Annotated in this window: 17 protein-coding genes and 1 pseudogene; 4 read left to right on the top strand and 14 right to left on the bottom strand. The window is 62.3% G+C overall.

The window, feature by feature from the left end; translation table 11 throughout:
* Positions 1-120 precede the first annotated feature (120 nt).
* The 8 genes from AC1DT6_RS32765 to AC1DT6_RS32730 form a co-directional block, all read right to left on the bottom strand.
* Positions 121-3,345 (bottom strand): pilus assembly protein, encoded by a 3,225-nt coding sequence (locus tag AC1DT6_RS32765; protein WP_441630500.1) that lies wholly within the window; start codon positions 3,343-3,345, stop codon positions 121-123.
* Positions 3,346-3,401: 56 nt separating this feature from the next.
* Positions 3,402-3,947 (bottom strand): pilus assembly PilX family protein, encoded by a 546-nt coding sequence (locus AC1DT6_RS32760; RefSeq protein WP_441630498.1) that lies wholly within the window; start codon positions 3,945-3,947, stop codon positions 3,402-3,404.
* A 3-nt stretch (positions 3,948-3,950) separates the two neighbouring features.
* Positions 3,951-4,982: a PilW family protein gene (locus AC1DT6_RS32755; RefSeq protein ID WP_441630496.1), complete on the bottom strand. Its 1,032-nt coding sequence runs from the start codon at positions 4,980-4,982 to the stop codon at positions 3,951-3,953.
* Positions 4,979-5,575, bottom strand: coding sequence for a type IV pilus modification protein PilV (pilV, locus tag AC1DT6_RS32750; protein ID WP_441630494.1), 597 nt, complete (start codon positions 5,573-5,575; stop codon positions 4,979-4,981). Before pilV ends, AC1DT6_RS32755 begins: the two co-directional genes overlap by 4 nt.
* The gene (locus AC1DT6_RS32745) at positions 5,566-6,054 is read right to left on the bottom strand and encodes a GspH/FimT family pseudopilin (RefSeq protein ID WP_441630492.1); all 489 of its coding nucleotides are present in this window, start codon (positions 6,052-6,054) and stop codon (positions 5,566-5,568) included. The genes pilV and AC1DT6_RS32745 overlap by 10 nt, the downstream gene beginning before the upstream one ends.
* A 3-nt stretch (positions 6,055-6,057) precedes the next feature.
* Complete coding sequence (locus AC1DT6_RS32740) at positions 6,058-6,507, bottom strand: type IV pilin protein (RefSeq protein WP_441630568.1); 450 nt, start codon at positions 6,505-6,507, stop codon at positions 6,058-6,060.
* A gap of 379 nt (positions 6,508-6,886) precedes the next feature.
* A complete protein-coding gene (locus AC1DT6_RS32735) occupies positions 6,887-7,879 on the bottom strand; it encodes a tripartite tricarboxylate transporter substrate-binding protein (protein WP_441630490.1) in 993 nt (330 codons plus the stop codon).
* 69 nt (positions 7,880-7,948) lie between these two features.
* Entirely contained in the window at positions 7,949-9,115 is a 1,167-nt protein-coding gene (locus tag AC1DT6_RS32730) for a mandelate racemase/muconate lactonizing enzyme family protein (protein ID WP_441630488.1), read from the bottom strand.
* Between the two features lie 114 nt (positions 9,116-9,229).
* Between AC1DT6_RS32730 and AC1DT6_RS32725 the strand changes: the two genes are divergently transcribed.
* Positions 9,230-10,144 carry a LysR family transcriptional regulator gene (locus AC1DT6_RS32725; protein WP_441630486.1) on the top strand — a complete coding sequence of 305 codons (915 nt, stop codon included), beginning with the start codon at positions 9,230-9,232 and terminating at the stop codon, positions 10,142-10,144.
* A gap of 149 nt (positions 10,145-10,293) precedes the next feature.
* On the opposite strand, the gene AC1DT6_RS32720 is transcribed toward AC1DT6_RS32725, so the two are convergent.
* The 4 genes from AC1DT6_RS32720 to nthA all read right to left on the bottom strand — a co-directional run bounded on the left by AC1DT6_RS32720 (position 10,294) and on the right by nthA (position 12,911).
* A complete protein-coding gene (locus AC1DT6_RS32720; protein WP_477115256.1) occupies positions 10,294-11,088 on the bottom strand; it encodes an alpha/beta fold hydrolase in 795 nt (264 codons plus the stop codon).
* Between the two features lie 152 nt (positions 11,089-11,240).
* Positions 11,241-11,639, bottom strand: coding sequence for a nitrile hydratase accessory protein (locus AC1DT6_RS32715; RefSeq protein ID WP_441630482.1), 399 nt, complete (start codon positions 11,637-11,639; stop codon positions 11,241-11,243).
* 1 nt (position 11,640) lies between these two features.
* Positions 11,641-12,297, bottom strand: a complete 657-nt coding sequence (gene nthB, locus AC1DT6_RS32710; RefSeq protein ID WP_441630480.1) for a nitrile hydratase subunit beta — start codon at positions 12,295-12,297, stop codon at positions 11,641-11,643.
* A complete protein-coding gene (gene nthA, locus AC1DT6_RS32705) occupies positions 12,294-12,911 on the bottom strand; it encodes a nitrile hydratase subunit alpha (protein ID WP_441630478.1) in 618 nt (205 codons plus the stop codon). The genes nthB and nthA overlap by 4 nt, the downstream gene beginning before the upstream one ends.
* A 180-nt stretch (positions 12,912-13,091) precedes the next feature.
* Between nthA and AC1DT6_RS32700 the strand changes: the two genes are divergently transcribed.
* Both AC1DT6_RS32700 and AC1DT6_RS32695 read left to right on the top strand, forming a co-directional pair.
* The gene (locus tag AC1DT6_RS32700) at positions 13,092-14,558 is read left to right on the top strand and encodes a DUF1214 domain-containing protein (RefSeq protein ID WP_477115255.1); all 1,467 of its coding nucleotides are present in this window, start codon (positions 13,092-13,094) and stop codon (positions 14,556-14,558) included.
* A gap of 127 nt (positions 14,559-14,685) precedes the next feature.
* Positions 14,686-16,137, top strand: coding sequence for a DUF1254 domain-containing protein (locus AC1DT6_RS32695; RefSeq protein ID WP_441630474.1), 1,452 nt, complete (start codon positions 14,686-14,688; stop codon positions 16,135-16,137).
* 117 nt (positions 16,138-16,254) lie between these two features.
* On the opposite strand, the gene AC1DT6_RS32690 is transcribed toward AC1DT6_RS32695, so the two are convergent.
* Positions 16,255-17,973, bottom strand: coding sequence for a cobaltochelatase CobT-related protein (locus AC1DT6_RS32690; RefSeq protein ID WP_441630472.1), 1,719 nt, complete (start codon positions 17,971-17,973; stop codon positions 16,255-16,257).
* Positions 17,973-18,962, bottom strand: a complete 990-nt coding sequence (locus tag AC1DT6_RS32685; RefSeq protein WP_441630566.1) for an AAA family ATPase — start codon at positions 18,960-18,962, stop codon at positions 17,973-17,975. Before AC1DT6_RS32685 ends, AC1DT6_RS32690 begins: the two co-directional genes overlap by 1 nt.
* Positions 18,963-19,216: 254 nt before the next feature.
* Between AC1DT6_RS32685 and AC1DT6_RS32680 the strand changes: the two are divergent.
* Positions 19,217-19,408, top strand: a pseudogene (locus AC1DT6_RS32680) (sulfoacetaldehyde acetyltransferase); the annotation flags it as partial.

Below are 19,408 nucleotides of genomic sequence, written 5' to 3'. Positions count from 1 at the left end.
GTTCGTCGTTGCCCCGCGAGCGTCCGCAAATCAATGCCATTTCCGCCGTTCGTCGCTGGCGAGGCGGATGGGCTTGCGCCGTTTGCCTCGCCGCTTGCAACCAATGCTTGATGCAGGGTTCTAGTGCTTATCGCTCTCCGGAAACCAGTAGATGCGTTTGCGCTTGCCCACGCCCGCGATCTTGATCTTCTGAGCACCCAGTGCCGAGGTAGCGTCGCCTCCTCCGGCACCGGTCTGGTTGCCACCACCGAGCAAAACCGGCACAACGGTAGCGGTCGCGCCGCTGCCAATCGATACCATGCCGAATACCGGCGAAGGCGGAAAGCCGCCGCCATCCAGGATGATCGAACGTTGCGGGTTTTGGCCTGATGCCGTAAGGAAGCTGAAGGAATAGCTCCGGGCGATGCCAAGATTGGGGTAGCACATGCCCGCCTGGGGCACTGCCGGCGTATTTGTGCCGATGATGGTATTTCCGGCGACGGTGAGCGGCGCATTCACTGCTTTCTCGCCGGGATTGGTGAGCGTAATGTAGAAGCCCGAACCAGTGCCGTCGTACTTGGCCGTGGTGCTGGTGTTGTTGACGAGAAGCGCCTCTGTGATGGGTGTCCAGGTGGCCGGCATGCCGAGTATGTTGGTGTCCTTCAACATGTAGAGGCGATTGACCACGTTGTAAGCGGTCCCCTGCGTGGTCGAGGCCGAGTACAGAGGATGCTCGCGGTCACCCGTACCGGCCGTAATGGCATCGAAGGTAGCAGTGGAAATGACGTCGGGTGCATAGAAGAACTTGCGCGCGTCATTTGTATTAGCTCCGCCGCCGAGTGCGGCGAGCTTGTTTAGCGTCCAGTTGGCAGGCGCATTGCCCGCGGTGGTTTCAAAGTCGGCTCTCCAGAGATTGCCGCCGACGTCGCCAACGTACAGGCGTTCGATATAACCGTCGCCATTGCGGTCAAGCCCCGTGACATCCGACGGGATGGCCCGGGTCAGGCCGGCAACCGCCAGGCATGTGCCGCTCATACCGCTACAGTTGGGCAGAGCGCTCCACACAACGGCGCCGCTGACGGCATCGAATGCCACGATGCCGCGCCCCATGCTATCGACTCCCGGCGACGGATCGCTGTCTTCGGCCGAGTCATAGCCCGCGCCCATCACCACCAACGGGTTGGCGTAGCCGCGCACGCGCATGACGCGCGGCTGGGACCAGGTCTGGCCGAGCTCAGGGATATCAGCATTGGAGCGTTTCCACAGGAAGCGTGGATTGACGGGATCCGTCACATCGATTGCATAGATCAGCCGCCCGCCGCGGCGTGCCGTCAGGTAGATGACCACGCGAGGATTCGCCGCGTCGCGCAAGTCCTGCATCACGGTGGTACTTCCGTCGAAGAAGTAATCCCGCGGCGCCGGAGTGGGAGTGATACCGCCAGGCGTGGTCGAGAGCTTCACCTCCGGAGAGTTGGTGTAGAGGCGGCTGAGCTTGCCAAGGAACTCCGGTGCGATGAAGCCCCATAGCTCGCCGCCCGGCCTCACACTGCCGATGCCCTGCGTCTGGTTGCCGTTGATCGCGTGGTACACGCCATCGTTGGTGCCATAGAACACCACGACTCCCTTGCTGCCGCCATAGTTGACGACAGCCGGCCGGGAATGCAGTACGTCTGCGTGGATCGAACTGCGCACGGTCACCGGCGTACCGGGACCTGGCTCCGCTTCGGTGCCGGCCAGGCTGCTGGTATCCGAAGCGGCGACGTCCTGGCCGCGTACCCAGGCGATAAGCTTGGGCAATTCGGCTGCGGTGATGGTGGCCGCGCCGCTGGTCCCCGAGTTGATGACGGCAAGGCCGCCGGTCGAACTCGTGTCCTTCAGCCATGTGTTGGAACTATCGAATGACGGCATCGCCGCGCTAGTTGGGCAACTACCCGCACCGTTGCAGGTTATCAGTTGCCGGCCGGTCTGGCTGGTCAGCAACTGTGCGCGCAGCATCTCGCCCGCACCACCCTTTTCCACAACCTCCCCGTCAGGGGAATCAAGGCCCCACCCGACACTCGACGGGCTGTTCTTCCAGTATCCCGTGGCCGGCCAACTACTGACCGCGCTGGCCCCATAGCCGGTCGCGCCGAAGGAAAGCGGCGGCTCCGTCGTCCAGAAACTGACAGCGTTCGGAGAGATAAAGCCCGTCGCCGCGTTGCTGATGGCAGCGTTGCCCTTGGCATCCTGCAGCACGATGTTGCCGCTGGCGTCATAGCCGATCTGATACTGCTTGAGATTGCCTTGCCACCGCGGTGCCGCGGTGGCATCCGGGCGGAACATACCCACATAGACCTGGTTGAGGAACTGACCCTGGGCATTGACGGAGGCCGGAAGGCTGACCGAGGCAAAGACGCTGTTGATGGCCTGCACCTCGTTGAAGATTTGCAGCAAGGCCGACGTCAGCCCATTGACGTCACCGAGCTGTACCACATAGGTCTTGCCGCCGCCATTGGTCGCCATGCTGCTCGCGAACTGGACATAGTCAGGATTTTTGCTATCGGTCACCGCGATCGTGTAGGTCACGATGTTCTGACGGTTGGCCATGTTGCCCTGGACGTCGGTCTGGTACATGAAGCGAGCCCATTCGTCGCCCCAGTTGCTCTGGTATTTGTTGTCGGGTGCGGGAATGACAATCTGCTGTTGCTGAGTTGCAGTCGCGCCTGCGGCGGCCAGGGCATTGATGACATTCTGGCCTGTGTCTTGCGGCTTGCCGTTGTTCACGGCGTTGGCGATATAGATGACAAAATTGCGCTGACAGGGGTTGTCGATCGGTGAGGTGTACTTGGTGCCGGACAAGCCAGTCTGGCCGGCATAGTAGGCCCACGATTCCTGCATACCGCCACCGACCTGCGAGTTGTTCGAGTTGTCGGCCTGACGGTCGATTGTTTTCACATAGCTAAGGAAGCTGTCGACCCCGCTGTTGTCCATCAGCGGCAACTTGTAGGGCGCCGCCGACGGGAACTTGAACCGGCCGCCGACGTTGTCCCCGGCGCCGAACATCATCACGCCGAGATTGAGGTTGCCCAGCAGTGTGGGGCTGGTCTTGATCGACGACACCGCGTTGTAGAGCGCGCACTGCTCGGCGCCAACGTCCTTGCCTGCGTTATTGCTGGAGACGACCCCCGATGTGGAGCAGGTGAAGCTGGCCGACGCATCCCAGGTCGATGCATTGTCGAACAGGATCAGCACATTGGGCTTGCCGGACTGGGGCTGCAAGCCAGTGTACAGATCGATGTCCTCCGCCATTGCCGGATGCAAGGCGGAAAGCGCGAGTAACGTGGCGATGGCAATGCGCGAGGCAGCGCGTTCAGCGAATTGACGCATTGTGAGTCCTGAGGTGCGGAGGTGAAGCAATCGGAAACTGAATCGTGACCGCAAACTTACGGGCATGCCGTGCCGACCGGCACGCGTACTGAGATACCCTGGTGCAAGGTGGTGTTGGTGGCTGTGGCGGCGCTATCGCTGACGCTGGCCTTTACGTCCCATTGCGTGGCGTTGCACAGTGAATTTCCGCCGCCGCCTCCGGATGCCGTCAATATCCCGGTGTCCTGGTTACCATTGCCAACGAAACAGGAGACGTCGTCGGTATTGGACGTATCCAGGTCCGTATTCCTTACCGGCTTGCTGGTCTGGCACACCGGCGCCGCGACCTGCGCCGTATAGTCAGCGCTACCGTCGCCGTTCACATCGACCGGGACGCTGGCCGCGGCTGCCGCCGGGTTGGCGGTGAAGTCCTTGCTAATGACTTGCTCGATGCCTTGCTGCGCGGCATTCTGCGCCTCCACTCCGTGCTGCTGATTAGCGGCGACCTTCACATTGACGACACTGGAGCCAACCAGCGATATCGTCATCAGCAGGAAGATCACCAGGAAAATTAGCGTAACGATCAGGGTGGCGCCGGACTGCCGGCGCTGTGCGATTAGCATGACTTACTCCCGGCGGCCCGCCACATTGGCCAGCCTTGCCACGCGGGCGTAGACATGACGTTTGTAGCCGTCGTTGAACGGGCCACTGACAGTGGCCCGTCCGAGATCATAGGTGCGGCTGTCTGTCCAGCCAAGCGAGGTCCGCTGCGTGCGGGCAAGGACGCTAATGCTGACAGACGTGACGTTCTGCCAGTTGGTGAGGGCAGTCGTCCAGTCGTATGCGGGTACCGAGGTGCAAATGGCGCTGTTGTTCACACCGGGGTCGCTGACATAGCAGTCTGCGGAGCCGTTGTTGTCGAGATCCACACCGTAGGACAAGTGCATATCCTGAATGCCTTGCGCCACCGAGTTGACCTGGAAGGCACCGCCGGACAACTCCGCCATCTTCAGCGTCGGCACGCCGTCGCCAGCGCCGGAACACACATCGCAAGCTGCAAGATAAAAAATGCGGACTACAGCCGGGCGCAACTCCGCGGTAACGGCCGGGTCGCATGCCTTGGTGCGCATGGTGAAGGCCGGAGCGCTGGCGCCAAACACGAACGATGTGGCGTCGGTGGAACAGTACGATACCTGCATATAGGACTGCCCGACGGTCGCCGCCGCCACCGGCGTCGTCGACACACGCCTTATCACAAGTATTTCCGATGCCGGAGCCAGGTTCGGCAGGCATGGCGCCACCGTACCAGGAGCGTAGCCCTGAAGGCCGAGAGGCATCGTCGCCGGTGAGTTGACGAAACCCAGTGCGCCCGGTGATGTAGCGCACAGGGCGGGGCTTGCCACGGTTGCGCCGCTGGCTACGCTGGCGGCACCGAAAAAGCCGGCAAGCTCGATTTCACGACCTACCGTGTCCACCACATAGCGCCCGTTTTCCACCTGCTCCGCACTATTGGAAAACTCAGAGCGCGACCGCGTGGTGGAAAAATACAAACTCCCCAGGGCAGTCAAGAGCAGTAGCCCAAGCGTCATCCCGACCATCAATTCGATCAGGGACATGCCGCCCTGCCGGTGGCGCTTCGCATTGCGCTGCCGATTCACGAGAGAACTCCAATGCGTACCTGAATGCTTACCGCGCGGCGATAGCTGTCATTGCCGAATTGTCCGTTGCCGCATGGCAGCGCCGGCGCGGTCGTCTTTGCGAGGCCCTGCCAGGCTACCGTGATGCGGTAGATCTGGTTTGTAGCATCGAGGGCTTCGATACAACCGAGCGCACCAATCATGGCGCCTACCGTCTTTCCGCCATTGTTCTCCGCGCTGCCAAGCAATGCTGCCCCCCAGGCTGCCAGGTCGGCATTCGTGATGGATTGCTGCGCGGCGGTACCGACGGTGCAAGCTGGAGCGGGAACGGTAGTGCTGCCCGCCGTGGTAATGGTGGCGCCACTGGCATAGCAGGCCGCGGCCTGACGGTTAGCGTTGAGCCGGGCGGCCATGTCCTGCAGCAATGTCAGCGCCTGCACACGCTGATAGGCTTCCATTTCCGATTGGCCGGAGCGGGCAATCAGACCTGCGGTGCCCAGCAGCGCCACCAGCAGGATCACGACCGATATCAGGACCTCAATGAGCGTGGCGCCACGCTGCGAGGACCGGCGCAAGCGATTGCGCGCATGGGGGGAGCGCGAGTTCACGTACATGCTCCGGATACCAGTGCAACGCGGCCGGTTCCGCTCACCTGTACGCAGATCGTCGAGCTCGCCTGAGGTGATACCGACGGCGCCACCTGGAACGTCAGGCTGCCGGCAGTAGGCCTGCCGTCGTTACCGACCGCCAGGGAGTTACCCGCGCTGGCAGTGATCGAAATACCGTCATATGGACCAAAACTGCGCACCTTTTCGGTCCCGGCGGTTACGGCCCACCCCCCGGCCCAAGCGCCGGAGGCGGCCATGGTGACACTGCTGTTGCGCTTGACGGCCTCGCTACGCGTCAATGTCAGCGCGGCGGAAAGATCCAGCGAGGCGTTGCGTGCGCGTTGTGTCGCGATCAGGCTTGAGAACGACGGGGCCGCAGCAAACGCGATGATGGAAAGCACTGTCAGCGTTACCAGCAATTCTATTAGCGTGAATCCGCGTTCCGCTGCGGCGCCGGATATATTCGATGCATGAGTATTTCGCATGGGCTACTTCCAGCAAGTCGAACCCGTACCGGAGACGCTCTTGTCCCCGGTACTCGACAGCGTCAACGTTCCACATGCCGCGTCGTTCGTGGCCTGGGTACCCTGCGGCGTCGCCGTCAGGACATATCCAAGTGGCGGACCTGCGACCGCAGTGACGGTAATCTGGTAATTGGGGGAAACTGTGCCGGGCGGACTCGCATAGCCGAGTGCGGCCAGGGTGGTGGCATAGACCCGGTTGTCCACCAGGAAGCGCTCCTGCATGCTGGCGACTTCCAGCAGGAACGACTCCGCCGCTGCGCGATTGGAGCGCACTACGAATTGGATATAGGAGGGATAGGCAATGGCCGCGAGGATGCCGATGATTGCCACGGCGATCATTAACTCGATGAGCGTAAAGCCGCCCCCGAGCCGAGCGTGTCGACCCCAGCCACCGCACCGCGTGGCTACCCCCAACTCCCGAAATAGCCAATGTTTTCGGCTATATCGCACCGCCGGGCTTCTGTGGCCCATGCTCGCGCTCCTTTTCTTTTTTTTCCCGGATGACCCAGTTCCGGAAACACTACGCGGCGAGTGTAGTCGCGAATCCACTCACGGTCAAAGGGCCCTCGCTTGATTGGTTCAGCGAGCGTTGCACAGGATCCACTCTGCAGGGCGCCGCTTGCCCTTGCGTACCCTAAATCACCTTGCATCTTTGGCGACTTTCGAGGGACGAAAAGCATCATGCGCCTAACGAAGCACAATTTATGAGTCACGGGATTTTTACTGCACCGRATCGATTGCGATATTGTTACCCGCCGCCACCTTAAGAAGGCTGTACGACATGGAGGTTTTCTCACTCCGGCTGAATGCCCGCATCCTTGATGATCTTCGACCAGCGATTGGCCTCGCTGTCAAAGAACTTCTTGTGCCCGGACGGGGATAGCCGCGCGTCGCTGATCACTGTGATGCCTAGCCCCTCCTCCCGCTTGATGAGGGCCGGATCCTTCAGCGCAGTGCGCAGAGCTGCGTTAATTTTGTTCAGCACCGCGGGCGGCGTTCCGTGTGGAGCATAGAGGCCGTGCCACACCGTGAAATTGAAACCCGGCAAGCCACTTTCGCTGAGTGTCGGGATGCTTGCCAAGGCAGGTACCGTGGAGCGCTGCAGACTACTTACGCCGTAAGCCTTGACTTTCTTTGCCTCGATCTGCGGCGTGCTGTTGGTCGCTTGCTCGCACATCAGGTCGACCTGTCCGCCCATCAGATCGGACATAGCCGGCGCGGTGCCCTTATATGGCACAAATGTCATGTTGCTCTTCAGGGCATTCTGCAGCATAAGGCCACACAAATGCGATGCCGATCCAACGCCGGCATTGGCGAGGTTGAGCTTGCCCCCACTGTCCGCAATGGTTTTGCGAAGCTCGGCAAGTGTGTTCGGGGCCAGACCAGGTTTGCCGATGAGCGTTGAGGGCGCTTCGTTGATCAGGCCCAGGAACTCCAGATCCCCCGTCTTGTAGCCCAGTTTCTTGTACAAGGACGGCGCGGTCGCCAGCCCGATGTGGTGCACCAGAAGGGTGTAACCGTCGGGGTTGGCGCGCGCCACGCGTGCGGTGCCTATGGTTCCGCCCGCGCCCGCTGTGTTCTCCACCAACACCGGTTGGCCCAATGACTTGCGCAAGGCTTCCGCGACATCGCGCGCAATCTTGTCGCTGGGACCACCGGCTACGAATGGTACGACTAGTGTGACGGGCTTCTCCGGATACTCCGCGAGCGCGGACGTAGGGGCGGCAATAGCGCCGCAGACTAGTATCAATACTGCACTGCGGGCAACCGCGCGCTGTTTTAGCATCTTTGTCTCCTCTTGTATGGCCGTATGGCCGTATGGCCGTATGGCCGTATGGCCGTTGCAACTACGCGTTCAAGACGACAGTTCCTGCATGACGCTATAGAGGTCGGACTTGCCTTCGAAGCCGATACCAGGCAGATCGGGCATCGTGACGTAACCCTTGTCAACCTTGACCCCATCGGGGAAACCACCGAAAGGCTGGAACAGATCCGGGTAGCTCTCGTTGCCGCCCAGGCCAAGGCCGGCGGCAATATTCAGCGACATCTGGTGACCGCCATGCGGAATGCAACGGCTCGCCGACCAGCCGTGTTCCTTGAGCATGTCGAGGGTCCGCAGGTATTCGACCAAGCCGTAGCTCAGCGCGCAGTCGAACTGCAACCAGTCGCGGTCGGGGCGCATGCCGCCATAGCGAATCAGGTTGCGGGCATCCTGCATCGAGAACAGGTCCTCGCCGGTGGCCATCGGATTGGTGTAGTAATTGCGCAGCGTCGCCTGCAACTCGAAATCCAGAGGGTCGCCCGGTTCCTCGTACCAGAACAGGTCGTACTGTGACAGCGCCTTGGCATATTGAACCGCAGTGTCCAGGTCGAAGCGGCCGTTGGCATCCACCGCGAGCTTTTGACCATCCTGAAGCACGCTCAGGATCGAGTCGATTCGCCGCAGGTCCTCGTCAAGCGTCGCGCCGCCAATCTTCTTCTTGACCACGGTATAGCCGCGGTCGATGTAGCTGCGCATTTCGTCCTTGAGCTTGTTGTGGTCCTGGCCGGGGTAGTAGTAGCCGCCCGCGGCGTAGACGAACACCTTGCGATCGGGCGTACCGTTGCCATAGCGGTCGGCCAGCAATTGAAACAAGGGCTTGCCCTCGATCTTGGCTACCGCGTCCCAGACGGCCATGTCGATGGTGCCGATGGCGACCGAGCGTTCGCCGTGCCCGCCCGGCTTCTCATTGGTGAACATGGTGTCCCAGATCTTGTGCGGATCGAAGTTGTTGCCGCTTGCGTCAAGCAGGGATTCGGTTGCCGCCTCCAGCACGCGCGGGATGAAGCGCTCGCGCATCAGCTTCCCCTGGCCATAGCGGCCATTGGAGTTGAAGCCGTAGCCCACCACCGGCTTGCCGTCGCGGATGACGTCAGTGATGACGGCGACCAGACTGAGGGTCATCTTGCTGAAGTCGATGTAAGCGTTACGAATCGGCGAGTTGATCGGCAACGTTTTTTCGCGAATATCGACGATTTTCATGATGTGTCTCCTAAGGCACCCGGTTCGGCGGATGCATAAGCTATGTGAGCCACTAGCATAGGTGCGGGAAGGTGTCTTAAAATTCACCACAAGTCATTTGATTATTCACTTTGAGTGAAGACCAATCTCGCTTCCGAACTGGAGTTCTTCGTGCTTATCGCCCGCCATGGCAATCTTTCGGCTGCCGCGCGGGCGCTTGACCTGACGCCGCCGGCGGCCACCAAGCGGCTTGCCCAGATGGAAGACCGGCTGGGTGTACGGCTAGTCAACCGCACAACCCGCAGCATCAGCCTGACAAATGAAGGCGAGACCTACCTCCTCCATGCGACGCGGATACTTGCCCAGGTCCGAGAGATGGAAAATGAAGTGTCGAGCAGCAGTGCCGTGCCGCGCGGGATACTTCGCGTGAATGCAACCCTTGGTTTCGGCCGCACGACCATTGCACCGCTCGTCTCCGAGTTCGCCAGGCGTTATCCCCTTGTCACAGTGCAACTGGACGTCACCGACAGGCCAATCGACCTCGTCGAGAGTAGCTTCGATCTGGCCATTCGTTTCGGCTCGCTGCCTGACAAACGGCTCAACGCGCGACGCATCATGTCGAACCGACGGTTTCTGTGCGCCTCACCGGTCTATCTCGAGAGATATGGCACCCCGGCTAGCCTTGCCGATCTCGCCGACCATCGCTGCATCATCCATCGGCAGAACGATGATGCATACGGTATCTGGCGGTTTACGCACCATGAGCAAACCGAGATCGTCAAAGTTGATGGGGTGCTGTCGAGCAACGATGGCGATATCGTCCTCGGCTGGGCACTTGATGGCCACGGCATCCTTATCCGTTCGGAGTGGGATCTGGCGAAGTATCTCGAGAGTGGCAGGCTGAGGGTTGTGCTGCCGGACTTTGTCCTCCCGTCGGCGGACCTGTTTGTCTACTACTCGAATCGGCGCAATCAAACGGCGCGTGCCAGAGCGTTCATTGATTTTTTGGTCGATCAATTCCACGAGTCAAAAACTCCAGCTGCGGCATAGCCCAGATGTTTTCTGACTTCGGCGCCAGGATCCCGCAGCGTTTTGCGTAGCATGGGAAATGCACAGCGAATGCCTGCGGCCGGACTACGGCCAGCTCGCACCGGCACTCTAGCGGGAGGCGCCCGCCTTCCGTCAGAGTGCCGAGCTGATCATCGTTCGTGCCTGGCGATGAAGGCCTCAACAGTGTMGTGCAGTAGTTCGGGCTTCTCCAGGAAGATGAAATGACCACCGTCCAGGATGGCAAACTCGGCTCCCGGAATCCGCTCTGCAAGCTCCGCGGAGAAGTACGGCGGGGCGCAGAAGTCGCGCTCGCCCACCAGCACCAGCGTCGGCGTCGCGATCGACGGAAGATCATCGAAGGCGTCGTGCCCCACGATCATGTCGATCCGGGCAAAGCTGATCTCCCGCTCGAATGTGCCGGCCGCTGTAGCGTTCACCCACGCCTGCACCTGCTCCGGGTGCTCGCGCATGAATTTCGGATCGAAGAGGAATAGTGCGTTGGCCTCGGTGGACGCGCGCAGGCCGGAATCGGTCAACATGCGTCGCCGCATGTCGAACTGGCGACGGTAGAACGCGTCCGCGCGTGCAATCGAAGAGACAATTGTCGCGCTGCGTAATAGTTCGCGGTGATGGATCGACAGCAATTGCGCGATGGCGCCGCCGGTCGAGGAGCCGAGCGCGTGGACCGGCCCGCACCCGACCGCCTCGATGACCCGCGCCATGTCCAGCGCGTGTTGTGTCATCGTCATGGCGCGTGCGGTGTGCTCGGACGCGCCGGTGCCGCGGTGATCGGGTACGATCACTTGGTGGTGCTCGGCGAACAGATCGATCTGTGGGCCCCAAGATGCGCCCACTCCCGCAAGCCCCGCCAGAAGAAGCACGGGCGAACCTTGGCCCTTGACCGCGTAGTGGATCGAAACACCGTCGGACGTTACGTTTGGCACTTTGCTTCTCCGGTTCAGAGGGACGCGAACGAGAAGTCGAACGCGTCGAAGATCGCGCCGTTGAGATTAATGTTGGCGCCGCCATGCGTACCGGACGGTAGATCGACAAGACGGTTCCACTGCCGGAGAGCCGGCGCGCAATGGACATCGACTCACAAATCCCCGTTTTCCGGGAAATCGCCAAGCGAGAGTTCAACAGGCTTGCCGTGAGGCGTGCGACGCGCCGCGTAGTGCCACGCTTTGCGATAGCGCGCCTGCGTCTCCAGGCTCGCGACGCCTTTGCTTGCCACCAGGCGCTCGAGCGTGGCGAGCCAGTGCAGGTAGTAGGTCTCGCCCGTATCCGGATCGCCGGCAAGCTGTGCGCGCCTGATCTCTTCTGCCAGCGCTGCAGCCCATTCACGCCAGGTGTAGAGGCCCCGCTGGTGCAAGACCAATGCCAGAGAAAAAACCTGCGCCTCCCACGGTTCGCGGAACACCGGGCCTTCGTTGTCACGGGGAACGCCCGGTAGGGCCTCGGCGGCATCACGCACTGCGACTGGATCGACCTTCATTTCATGCTGGTTCGAGGTAGGGCTCGAATGCCTCGATCGAGACGGTGAGCGTGGCGTCGGTCTCCGCTCCCCAGAGCTCGCGGCCTTCGAAGACGACGGTGTAGAGCCACTGCGGGTCTTCTCCCGCACCGGCCACGACGGAGTCCGGAAAAACGTGGCAACCCCGGATTGCCTCGATCGTTCCTTCACGGCCGCGCGCGTACCGCGGCAAGCGCGTGTGCGTGGGCGGGTTGATGTTCTTCGTGCGCACTCGCTCGCCCGGTTTGAACCTGGCCGGCCGCTTGGGCGGGCGACAGAAGGTGCCTCGGGTGAATGCGTGCCCGATGTCGTTCGTCGTCATGACCCGTTCGAGGGGCTTGCCCGGATGCATGGCATGCCCTGCGGCGATTTCATCGGCGCCGATCAGTCCTCGCTCGACCGCATTGCGCTCGATTCCCAATGCCCATCTTTCGTAGTAGGACACAGACAGGTAGACCGCGGCAGGCAGCCGCTCCTGCGCGTCGCGAGACATGTCGATGTTCCAGGCGCGCGTGAAACGCATGGCCCGCTGCATGGCCAGCACCCGCTCCTCCCACTGTGCGTGGAACGGAGGTTCGTCAGCCTCGGGATGCACTTTGCCGAAGCCGTGCATGCCGCCCATGTCGTGAACGCCGTTCATGGCGATATCTCCTCGGGGCGCAGGGGCAGGCCGGTGCCTATCATGCAGTCACGAGTGATGAGCCGCATCAGGCGTTCCTCGGGCCAGCCTTCGGTGCCGGCGGGGCGCGGTGGTACCACGAGGAAGCGGGTCTCCGCGGTCGAGTCCCAGACACGGATCTGCGTGGCTTCCGGCAGTATGACACCGAAGTCGGCCAGCACGCCGCGCGGATCTGACACAGCACGCGAGCGATAGGCGGCCGACTTGTACCAGACCGGAGGCAGCCCGAGCACGTCCCATGGGTAGCACGAGCACAGCGTGCAGACGACCATGTTGTGATGCCCGGGCGTGTTCTCCACCGCGATCAGATGGTCGCCCACTTGGCTGACGACGCCGAGCGCGGTGATCGCTCTTGTCGCATCCGCCAGCAGCACGGCCTTGAACTCTGGATCGAGCCAGGCCCGGGCGACCCCTCGAGCTCCGATGTGAGGGCCAATCTTGGTCTGGTATCGCTCGACAATAAGGTCGAGGACAGCAGGGTCGACGTAGCCCTTCTCGGTCAGAATCGTCTCGAGCGCGCGCACCCGCAGTTGGATCGGCGACAGCTCGGAGTGGTCATGCGCGTCGGCGCTCATGGATGTACCCGCATCAGGCTAACTGATTTTTGTAGTGTAGACCCGCTGGTTCGGGATCGTGAACCTTGAACTTCCATCTCCGGCTACAGGAAGCTGGAAATATCACGAGCGCGCGCAAGCGTGCGGCGGATGGGGTGGCCGACCTGCAAACGAAAAGACTTAAATCGCCCGAAAAATTTCTTGGTTCTCCCCACCTCCGTCCTCGGCCATAGTGGGAGGCCCGCGTCTTCGCTGCGGATACGCCACAAAACAACCCAAAAGAACCGGAACGAAAGAACAAACACCATGCGCGCTCCCAATTGGATTTTTACCTCAATCGCAGCAGGCTTCATAAGCCTGGGCATGACGGCCTGCAGTTCGCCTGGCAAGAGCGCTACCGCGAACAGCGCGACGGCGAGCGTATCGGCCCCCTCCGATGACCAGATCGTTGCGGCATGGACCTACTTGTACGGGCGCTATCTGGTGCTGCAGCAGGAGAACTACGATATCAACGTCGAGAAGGTTGGCTACAACAAGATCAAGTACAACCCCCTCGGCTCCGCCGAATTTGTGAATCCAAACATGGATGTAGCCTATCTGGAGGCCTGGCTCGCCGCGGACAAGGATCATGCCGTCATCCTGAACGTGCCACAGGTCAAGGGGCGCTATTACACGGCCCAATTACTCGACGGATGGGGCGAAGTCATTGCCAATATCAACGAGCGGACGTATCCGAATCACCCGTATGGCAAGTTCGCACTGGTGATCAAGGGGACCAATCCCCCGGTGCCGGCAGGGGCGGTCAGGATCGAATTGCCGTCGGCCAAGGCAAAGATGCTGGCGCGCGTGGAGCTCAAGGGTACGCCTGCGACCGCCAGGCGGCTGCAGAATCAGTTCACGCTGGACGTTCCCGCTGGCATCAGTATCGATCCGCCGCACCCGGTGCCGGCCTTTACACCGGCCGCCCCGATTGGCGCGGCGATCTTCGACAACGTAGCTGAAGTACTGGCCACCTATCCCGATGTCATGCCGAAGGCGCCCGAGTACCAGGCCCTGGCCCTCAATGTGGCCAGCTATATGACGGGAAATGACACCGCGCGCAAACGGGTGGACGAAGTCGTCAAGACTAGGGCGATCCCGGCATTCCTGGCGGGCGCCAAGGGATTCGGCACCCAGAAAGGCGGATGGTCGGTGACGTACGTGGCCGGGACGTTCGGCAATGACATCATGGCGCGCGACATCATCAACTATGGTGGACTGTGGGCCAATGCAATCAGCGAGGCCATCTATTTTATCGGTCAGACCGACAGCGACAAGCAACCGCTCGACGGCAGCAAGACCTACGAAATCCGGTTCCCGAAAGGCGAAAAGCCGGATACGCACGTCAATGGCTTCTGGTCCGTGACGCTGTACAGCGTGCCGGATTATCGCGTAGCGCCCAATCCGATCAATCGCTATAACCTGAACAACGTGTCTCATCTGAAAGCCAATGCGGATGGAAGTACCAGCATCTGGCTGGCACCGGCGCGGCCCGCCAACGTGCCGCAAAGCAACTGGCTGCCCACGCCGCAGGGCAAGGGCTTCTCGCTGAACTTCCGCACCTATGTCCCAAAGGAGGACGTTCAGCGAGGCGAGTGGTTCCCTGCCCCAATCCGGCTGGTGCGATAACTGTCGACGGTTGCGGGAGGGGCGTGCGTGCTGCTGGCCTGCACGGGCTCGGCACCGCGCTGTCCTCCGGCCTGGCAACCTGATTCCCTTGAGGTCACATCAAATGAATAGCCTGTTGCGCACAAAATTGTCCTCTTCACTCCTCTCGATGGTGCTGGCGTTGGTGGCCGCGGACGCGGTCCACGCCGAGGCGCAGCCGACGCAAGGCGCTTCGGCCGAGGTGGCCGGGCCGGTACCGGGCACGAAGATGACCGATGCCTATCTGCAGATGGCCGCCAGGAATATTTATTTCTGGGCGTGGCCGATGACCAATATCTACAACCGCCGCCTGGCATTCAAGGACCTCCCCGAACCCGGGTTGATGGGCGGTACCGTGCCGATCGCGCCATCCAACCGCTTGTCGATGCTGACGGACTACATCGCGCCCGACGAGCGCCTGGTGGCCTGCCCCAACCAGGACGTGGTCTATGGCTTCAGCGTGCTGGCACTCGACCAGAGCCCCGTTGTCGTGCAGGTGCCGGACTTCGGCAAGCGGTTCTGGGTCTACCAGGTAGTGGACCTGCGCACCGACAGCTTCGCCGAGTTCGGCAAGATGTACGGTACCAAGCCGGGCTTCTACCTGCTGGTCGGGCCCGACTGGAAAGGCACGGTGCCGAAGGGGATTACCAAGGTGTTCCGCGCCAGGAGCAATACCGGGGTGTTTATCCCACGCGTGTTTCAGGACGATGCCGCCGCCGACAAGCAGGCGGTGCAGGCCTCCCTTGCCGGCGTGAATCTCTATCCGCTTGCCGAGTACACCGGCAAGATGCAGGTCCGGGACTGGGCGACGCTGCCGAAATTCCCCAGCCAGAGCACGGGCGACGCGGAAACCAAATGGGTGGTGCCGGAAAAGTTCTGGGACACGCTGCCGGTGGTGTTGAAGGACGCGCGGCCGCTCCCGGGCGAACAAGCCCGATACGCCGAAGCCCTCGCGCTCGCGGAAGCCGCGGCCAAGGATCCCCATATCAAGGACGTGCTGATCAAGGCATCCGCACAGGCGGACAGCGAGATCGTGGACCCGCTCTTCCAGTTCCGCAACTACGGCCTGCAATTGCCCGATCACTGGAGCACCATCAGCAATGGCGCGAGCTTCGGCACCGACTATTTCAGCCGCACCGCGGCGGCCAAGTCCAATATCTTCGTCAATAAGCAGAACGAGACCAAGTACTTCTATCAGGATCTCGATGCCGCCGGTGGTCGCCTGAACGGTGCCAACAAGTACACCGTTACCTTCGCCAAAGGCGCCGAGCCGCCGGTAAAGGGCTTCTGGTCGCTCACCCTCTACAATCAGCATCATTTCTTCTCCGAAAATGCACTGAAGCGCTACTCGATCGGTACGAAGAACAAGAACCTGAAGTACAACGCCGACGGCTCTCTGACGCTCTATGTCCAGGCTGATTCGCCAGGCGCCGACAAGGAGAGCAACTGGTTGCCAGCACCGAAAAGCGAGGATTTTTCGTTGTATGTGCGAGCCTATTGGCCGGAGGCGGCCGCGCTGACCGGCAAATGGACGCCACCGCCGGCTGTGAAGTCGAATTAAGGGGACCCTCCCGCCAGCGTACAGAGCCGGGTTTGGCTATCGATGCAAGCCCGGACGTTACCTGAGCTACATATGCAATGAATGCAATGAATGGTCCGGCGGCGGTGAGAGGGATGCTCACCGCCTCCCCCCGATCCACCGCACAATCTCCGCGAACACCGGCATATCCGGCGGCACCGACAAGTCCAGCGCCAGGCAGCGCCGGTAGTAAGGACTCAGGTCCAGCCCCACCCCAAGCCCCAGTACCTCCACATCCCGCAGCGTCTCATGCCGCGCCACCACTTCCTTCAGGTGGTTGTCCAGGTAAAAGGCATCGTTGGCCTGCCCCGTTGCCGTGTCCATCGGGCTGCCGTCGGATATCACGATCAGTATCCGCCGGGACTCCGCCCGGGCGAGCAGCCGCGCGCAGGCCCAGTCGACGGCCTCGCCGTCCACGCCTTCGCGGAACAGATCGGCCTTGAGCAGCGCGGCGATATCGGTGCGTGCGCGCCGCCAGTTTGTGGCGGCATCCTTGAACACCATATGGCAGGTTTCGTTCAGCCGGCCCGGATGCGCTGGCCGGCCTCGGGCCAGCCAGTCGAGCCGGGCGCGGCCGCCGTTCCACGCCCCGGTGGTGAAGCCCAGCACCTCGCTGGCGACGCCGGCCTGGTCGAGCGCGCGCGCGAGGATGTCGACCATCGTCGCGACCCGTTCGATGTGCGCTTTCATCGAGCCCGAGCAATCGATCAGGAAGCTCACCGCGCAGTCCGCCTGCAGCTTGTGCCGCTCCTGCCGGAACAGCCGGCGCTCGGCCGGCGAACTGACCAGTTGCGCGAGCCGGCGGCCGTCGATGCGGCCTTCCTCTTCGCCGAAGGACCAGCCGTCGCGCTGCGGCACGGCAAGCGATGCCGCCAGCGCGCGCGCCAGCCGCGCCACGTTGATGCCCTGTTCGGCGATGCGCCGGTCGAGGCGTTCGCGGTACTCGGCCAGCAGCGCCTTGCGGACCAGCGATCCCGGCGATATCTCGCGGTCATAACGCGTGGTGTAGGCGCGGTAGCCCTGCTCCGAACCATGCAGCACACGGCTGTTGCCGGTGGCCGCGACCGCCATTGCCTCGTACTCGTCGTCCTCGAAACCGAGCGCCAGCGAGAACGCCACGCGGGCGGCTTCCTCGTCCTCCTGATCGCCGGCATCGTCCTGTGCCCGGCCAGCGCGCTCCGCCTGCAGCATCTCGCCAACCAGCCTCGCCATCTCCAGCGCGTGCACGGCGAACGCGCCCTGCTCCGCGCGATGCCGGCGCAAGCCGGCAAGCGACACGCCCAGCACCGGCACGATAGCCGCGCGCGTGGCTTCGATCAGGTCCTCGGTGTCTTCCAGCACGGGCCAGCCGGACAGGCGCGACCACGCGATCTGCGCCACCGTGTACAGCAGGATGCCCAGATGGCTTTCGGCCAGGCCCGCGCGGTAGAAAGCGCGGGACCAGTCCTCGAAACGGTGGCGCAGGTTCTGCGCCAGGCCGGGCATGCCGGCGGGCAGCAGCGATTCGCAGCGCAACTGTTCCAGCAGCTCGAACACCAGCCGCTCGATGGGATCGGCGGGACATGAATGCCGGTGCAGATCGGCATCGGAGTGCGCGATGCGCAAGGCCGCGCCGTCCGCCGCGCCGCGCTGGGAGATGAAATCGTCCTCCGCCCGGGTGCGCAGATGCGGCGCATGCAGCGGCAGCGGCCGCAGGTGGCGGCACAGGCGGCCGTCGCGATAGTGCAGCGCGGCATCGCCGGTGAGGGCGCGCACGGCCGCCGCGCATAGCGCCTCGCGCTGCTGGCTGCGGCGGGCAGCCTGCCGGTCCGTGATCATCAGCGCGGCTCCGGCGCGCCGTCGGGCGCCGCCTCCAGCTCCCGGCCAAAGCAGCGCTGGAAGTACTCGGCCACGATGGGGCGCTCGGCGTCATCGCATTTGTTCAGGAAACTCAGCCGGAAGGCCAGCGCCGGGTCGCGGAAGATCTGGCAGTTCTCCGCCCAGCTGATCACCGTGCGCGGCGACATCAGCGTGGACAGGTCGCCGGTGGCAAAGCCCTTGCGCGTGAGTTCGGCCACGCTGACCATCGATTCGATCAGCGCGCGCCCGGCATCGCCGGCCAGTTCCGGCACGCGGGCGAGCACGATGCCGGCCTCCTCCGCGCGCGGCAGGTAGTTGAGCGTTGCCACCACGTTCCAGCGGTCCATCTGCGCGTGGTTCAGCATCTGGGTGCCGTGATACAGGCCGTTCAGGTTGCCCAGTCCCACGGTGTTGGTGGTGGCGAACAGGCGGAAGGCGGGATGGGGGTGGATCACGCGGTTCTGGTCCAGCAGTGTGAACTTGCCGTCGCGCTCCAGCATGCGCTGGATCACAAACATCACATCCGGGCGCCCCGCATCGTATTCGTCAAAGATCAGCGCCACCGGACGCTGCAGCGCCCAAGGCACGATACCTTCCTGGAATTCCGTGATCTGGCGGCCGTCGCGCACCACGATGGCGTCCTTGCCGACCAGGTCGAGCCGGCTGATATGGCCGTCGAGATTCACCCGCACGCACGGCCAGTTGAGCCGGGCCGCCACCTGTTCGATATGGGTCGACTTGCCGGTGCCGTGCATGCCCTGCACCATCACGCGGCGGTCGCGGGTGAATCCCGCCAGGATCGCCAGCGTCACTTCCGGGTTGAAGCGGTAGGCCTGGTCGATTTCCGGGACGTGATCGTCGCGCTCGCTGAAGGCCGGCACCATCAGGCCGGAATCGATGCCAAACAGGCTGCGCACCGAGACCATCCTGTCCGGCTTGCCCACTGCTAAATCCGTCGCGCTATCCATCAGTCCATCCGTCATCGGGTCTGTCGCGAAATCCGTCACATCTGTCTCCTCTGCGCCATGTCACGGCAGTGGCGCGCATGCGCACGCGCGGTGCTGCCTTTGAGTCATCATAGAGCAGTTTCAATTTTAGGTACAAATCATCCCGTTTATTGTAACTACCTATTGACCTTCGACGAACCGCACCCTACATTTCAGCCAACAAGAACTTTTCGGTACAAATAGTCCCGTTTTGATACATAGACTGGAGACACACCATGAGCGAACACCTCCCTGAAGTCCTCAACGCGAGCGCTGCGCCCGCCACCGCCGGCCCGCAGGCCATGACCCCCTCGGAAGCCTTCGTCGAGACCCTTGCCGCCAACGGCGTGACCGACATGTTCGGCATCATGGGGTCGGCCTTCATGGACGCCATGGACATCTTCGCCCCCGCCGGCATCCGCCTGATC

This window comes from Cupriavidus sp. 01L45 (genome assembly GCF_056399885.1).
This window is presented reverse-complemented; position numbering and strand designations above follow the sequence as displayed.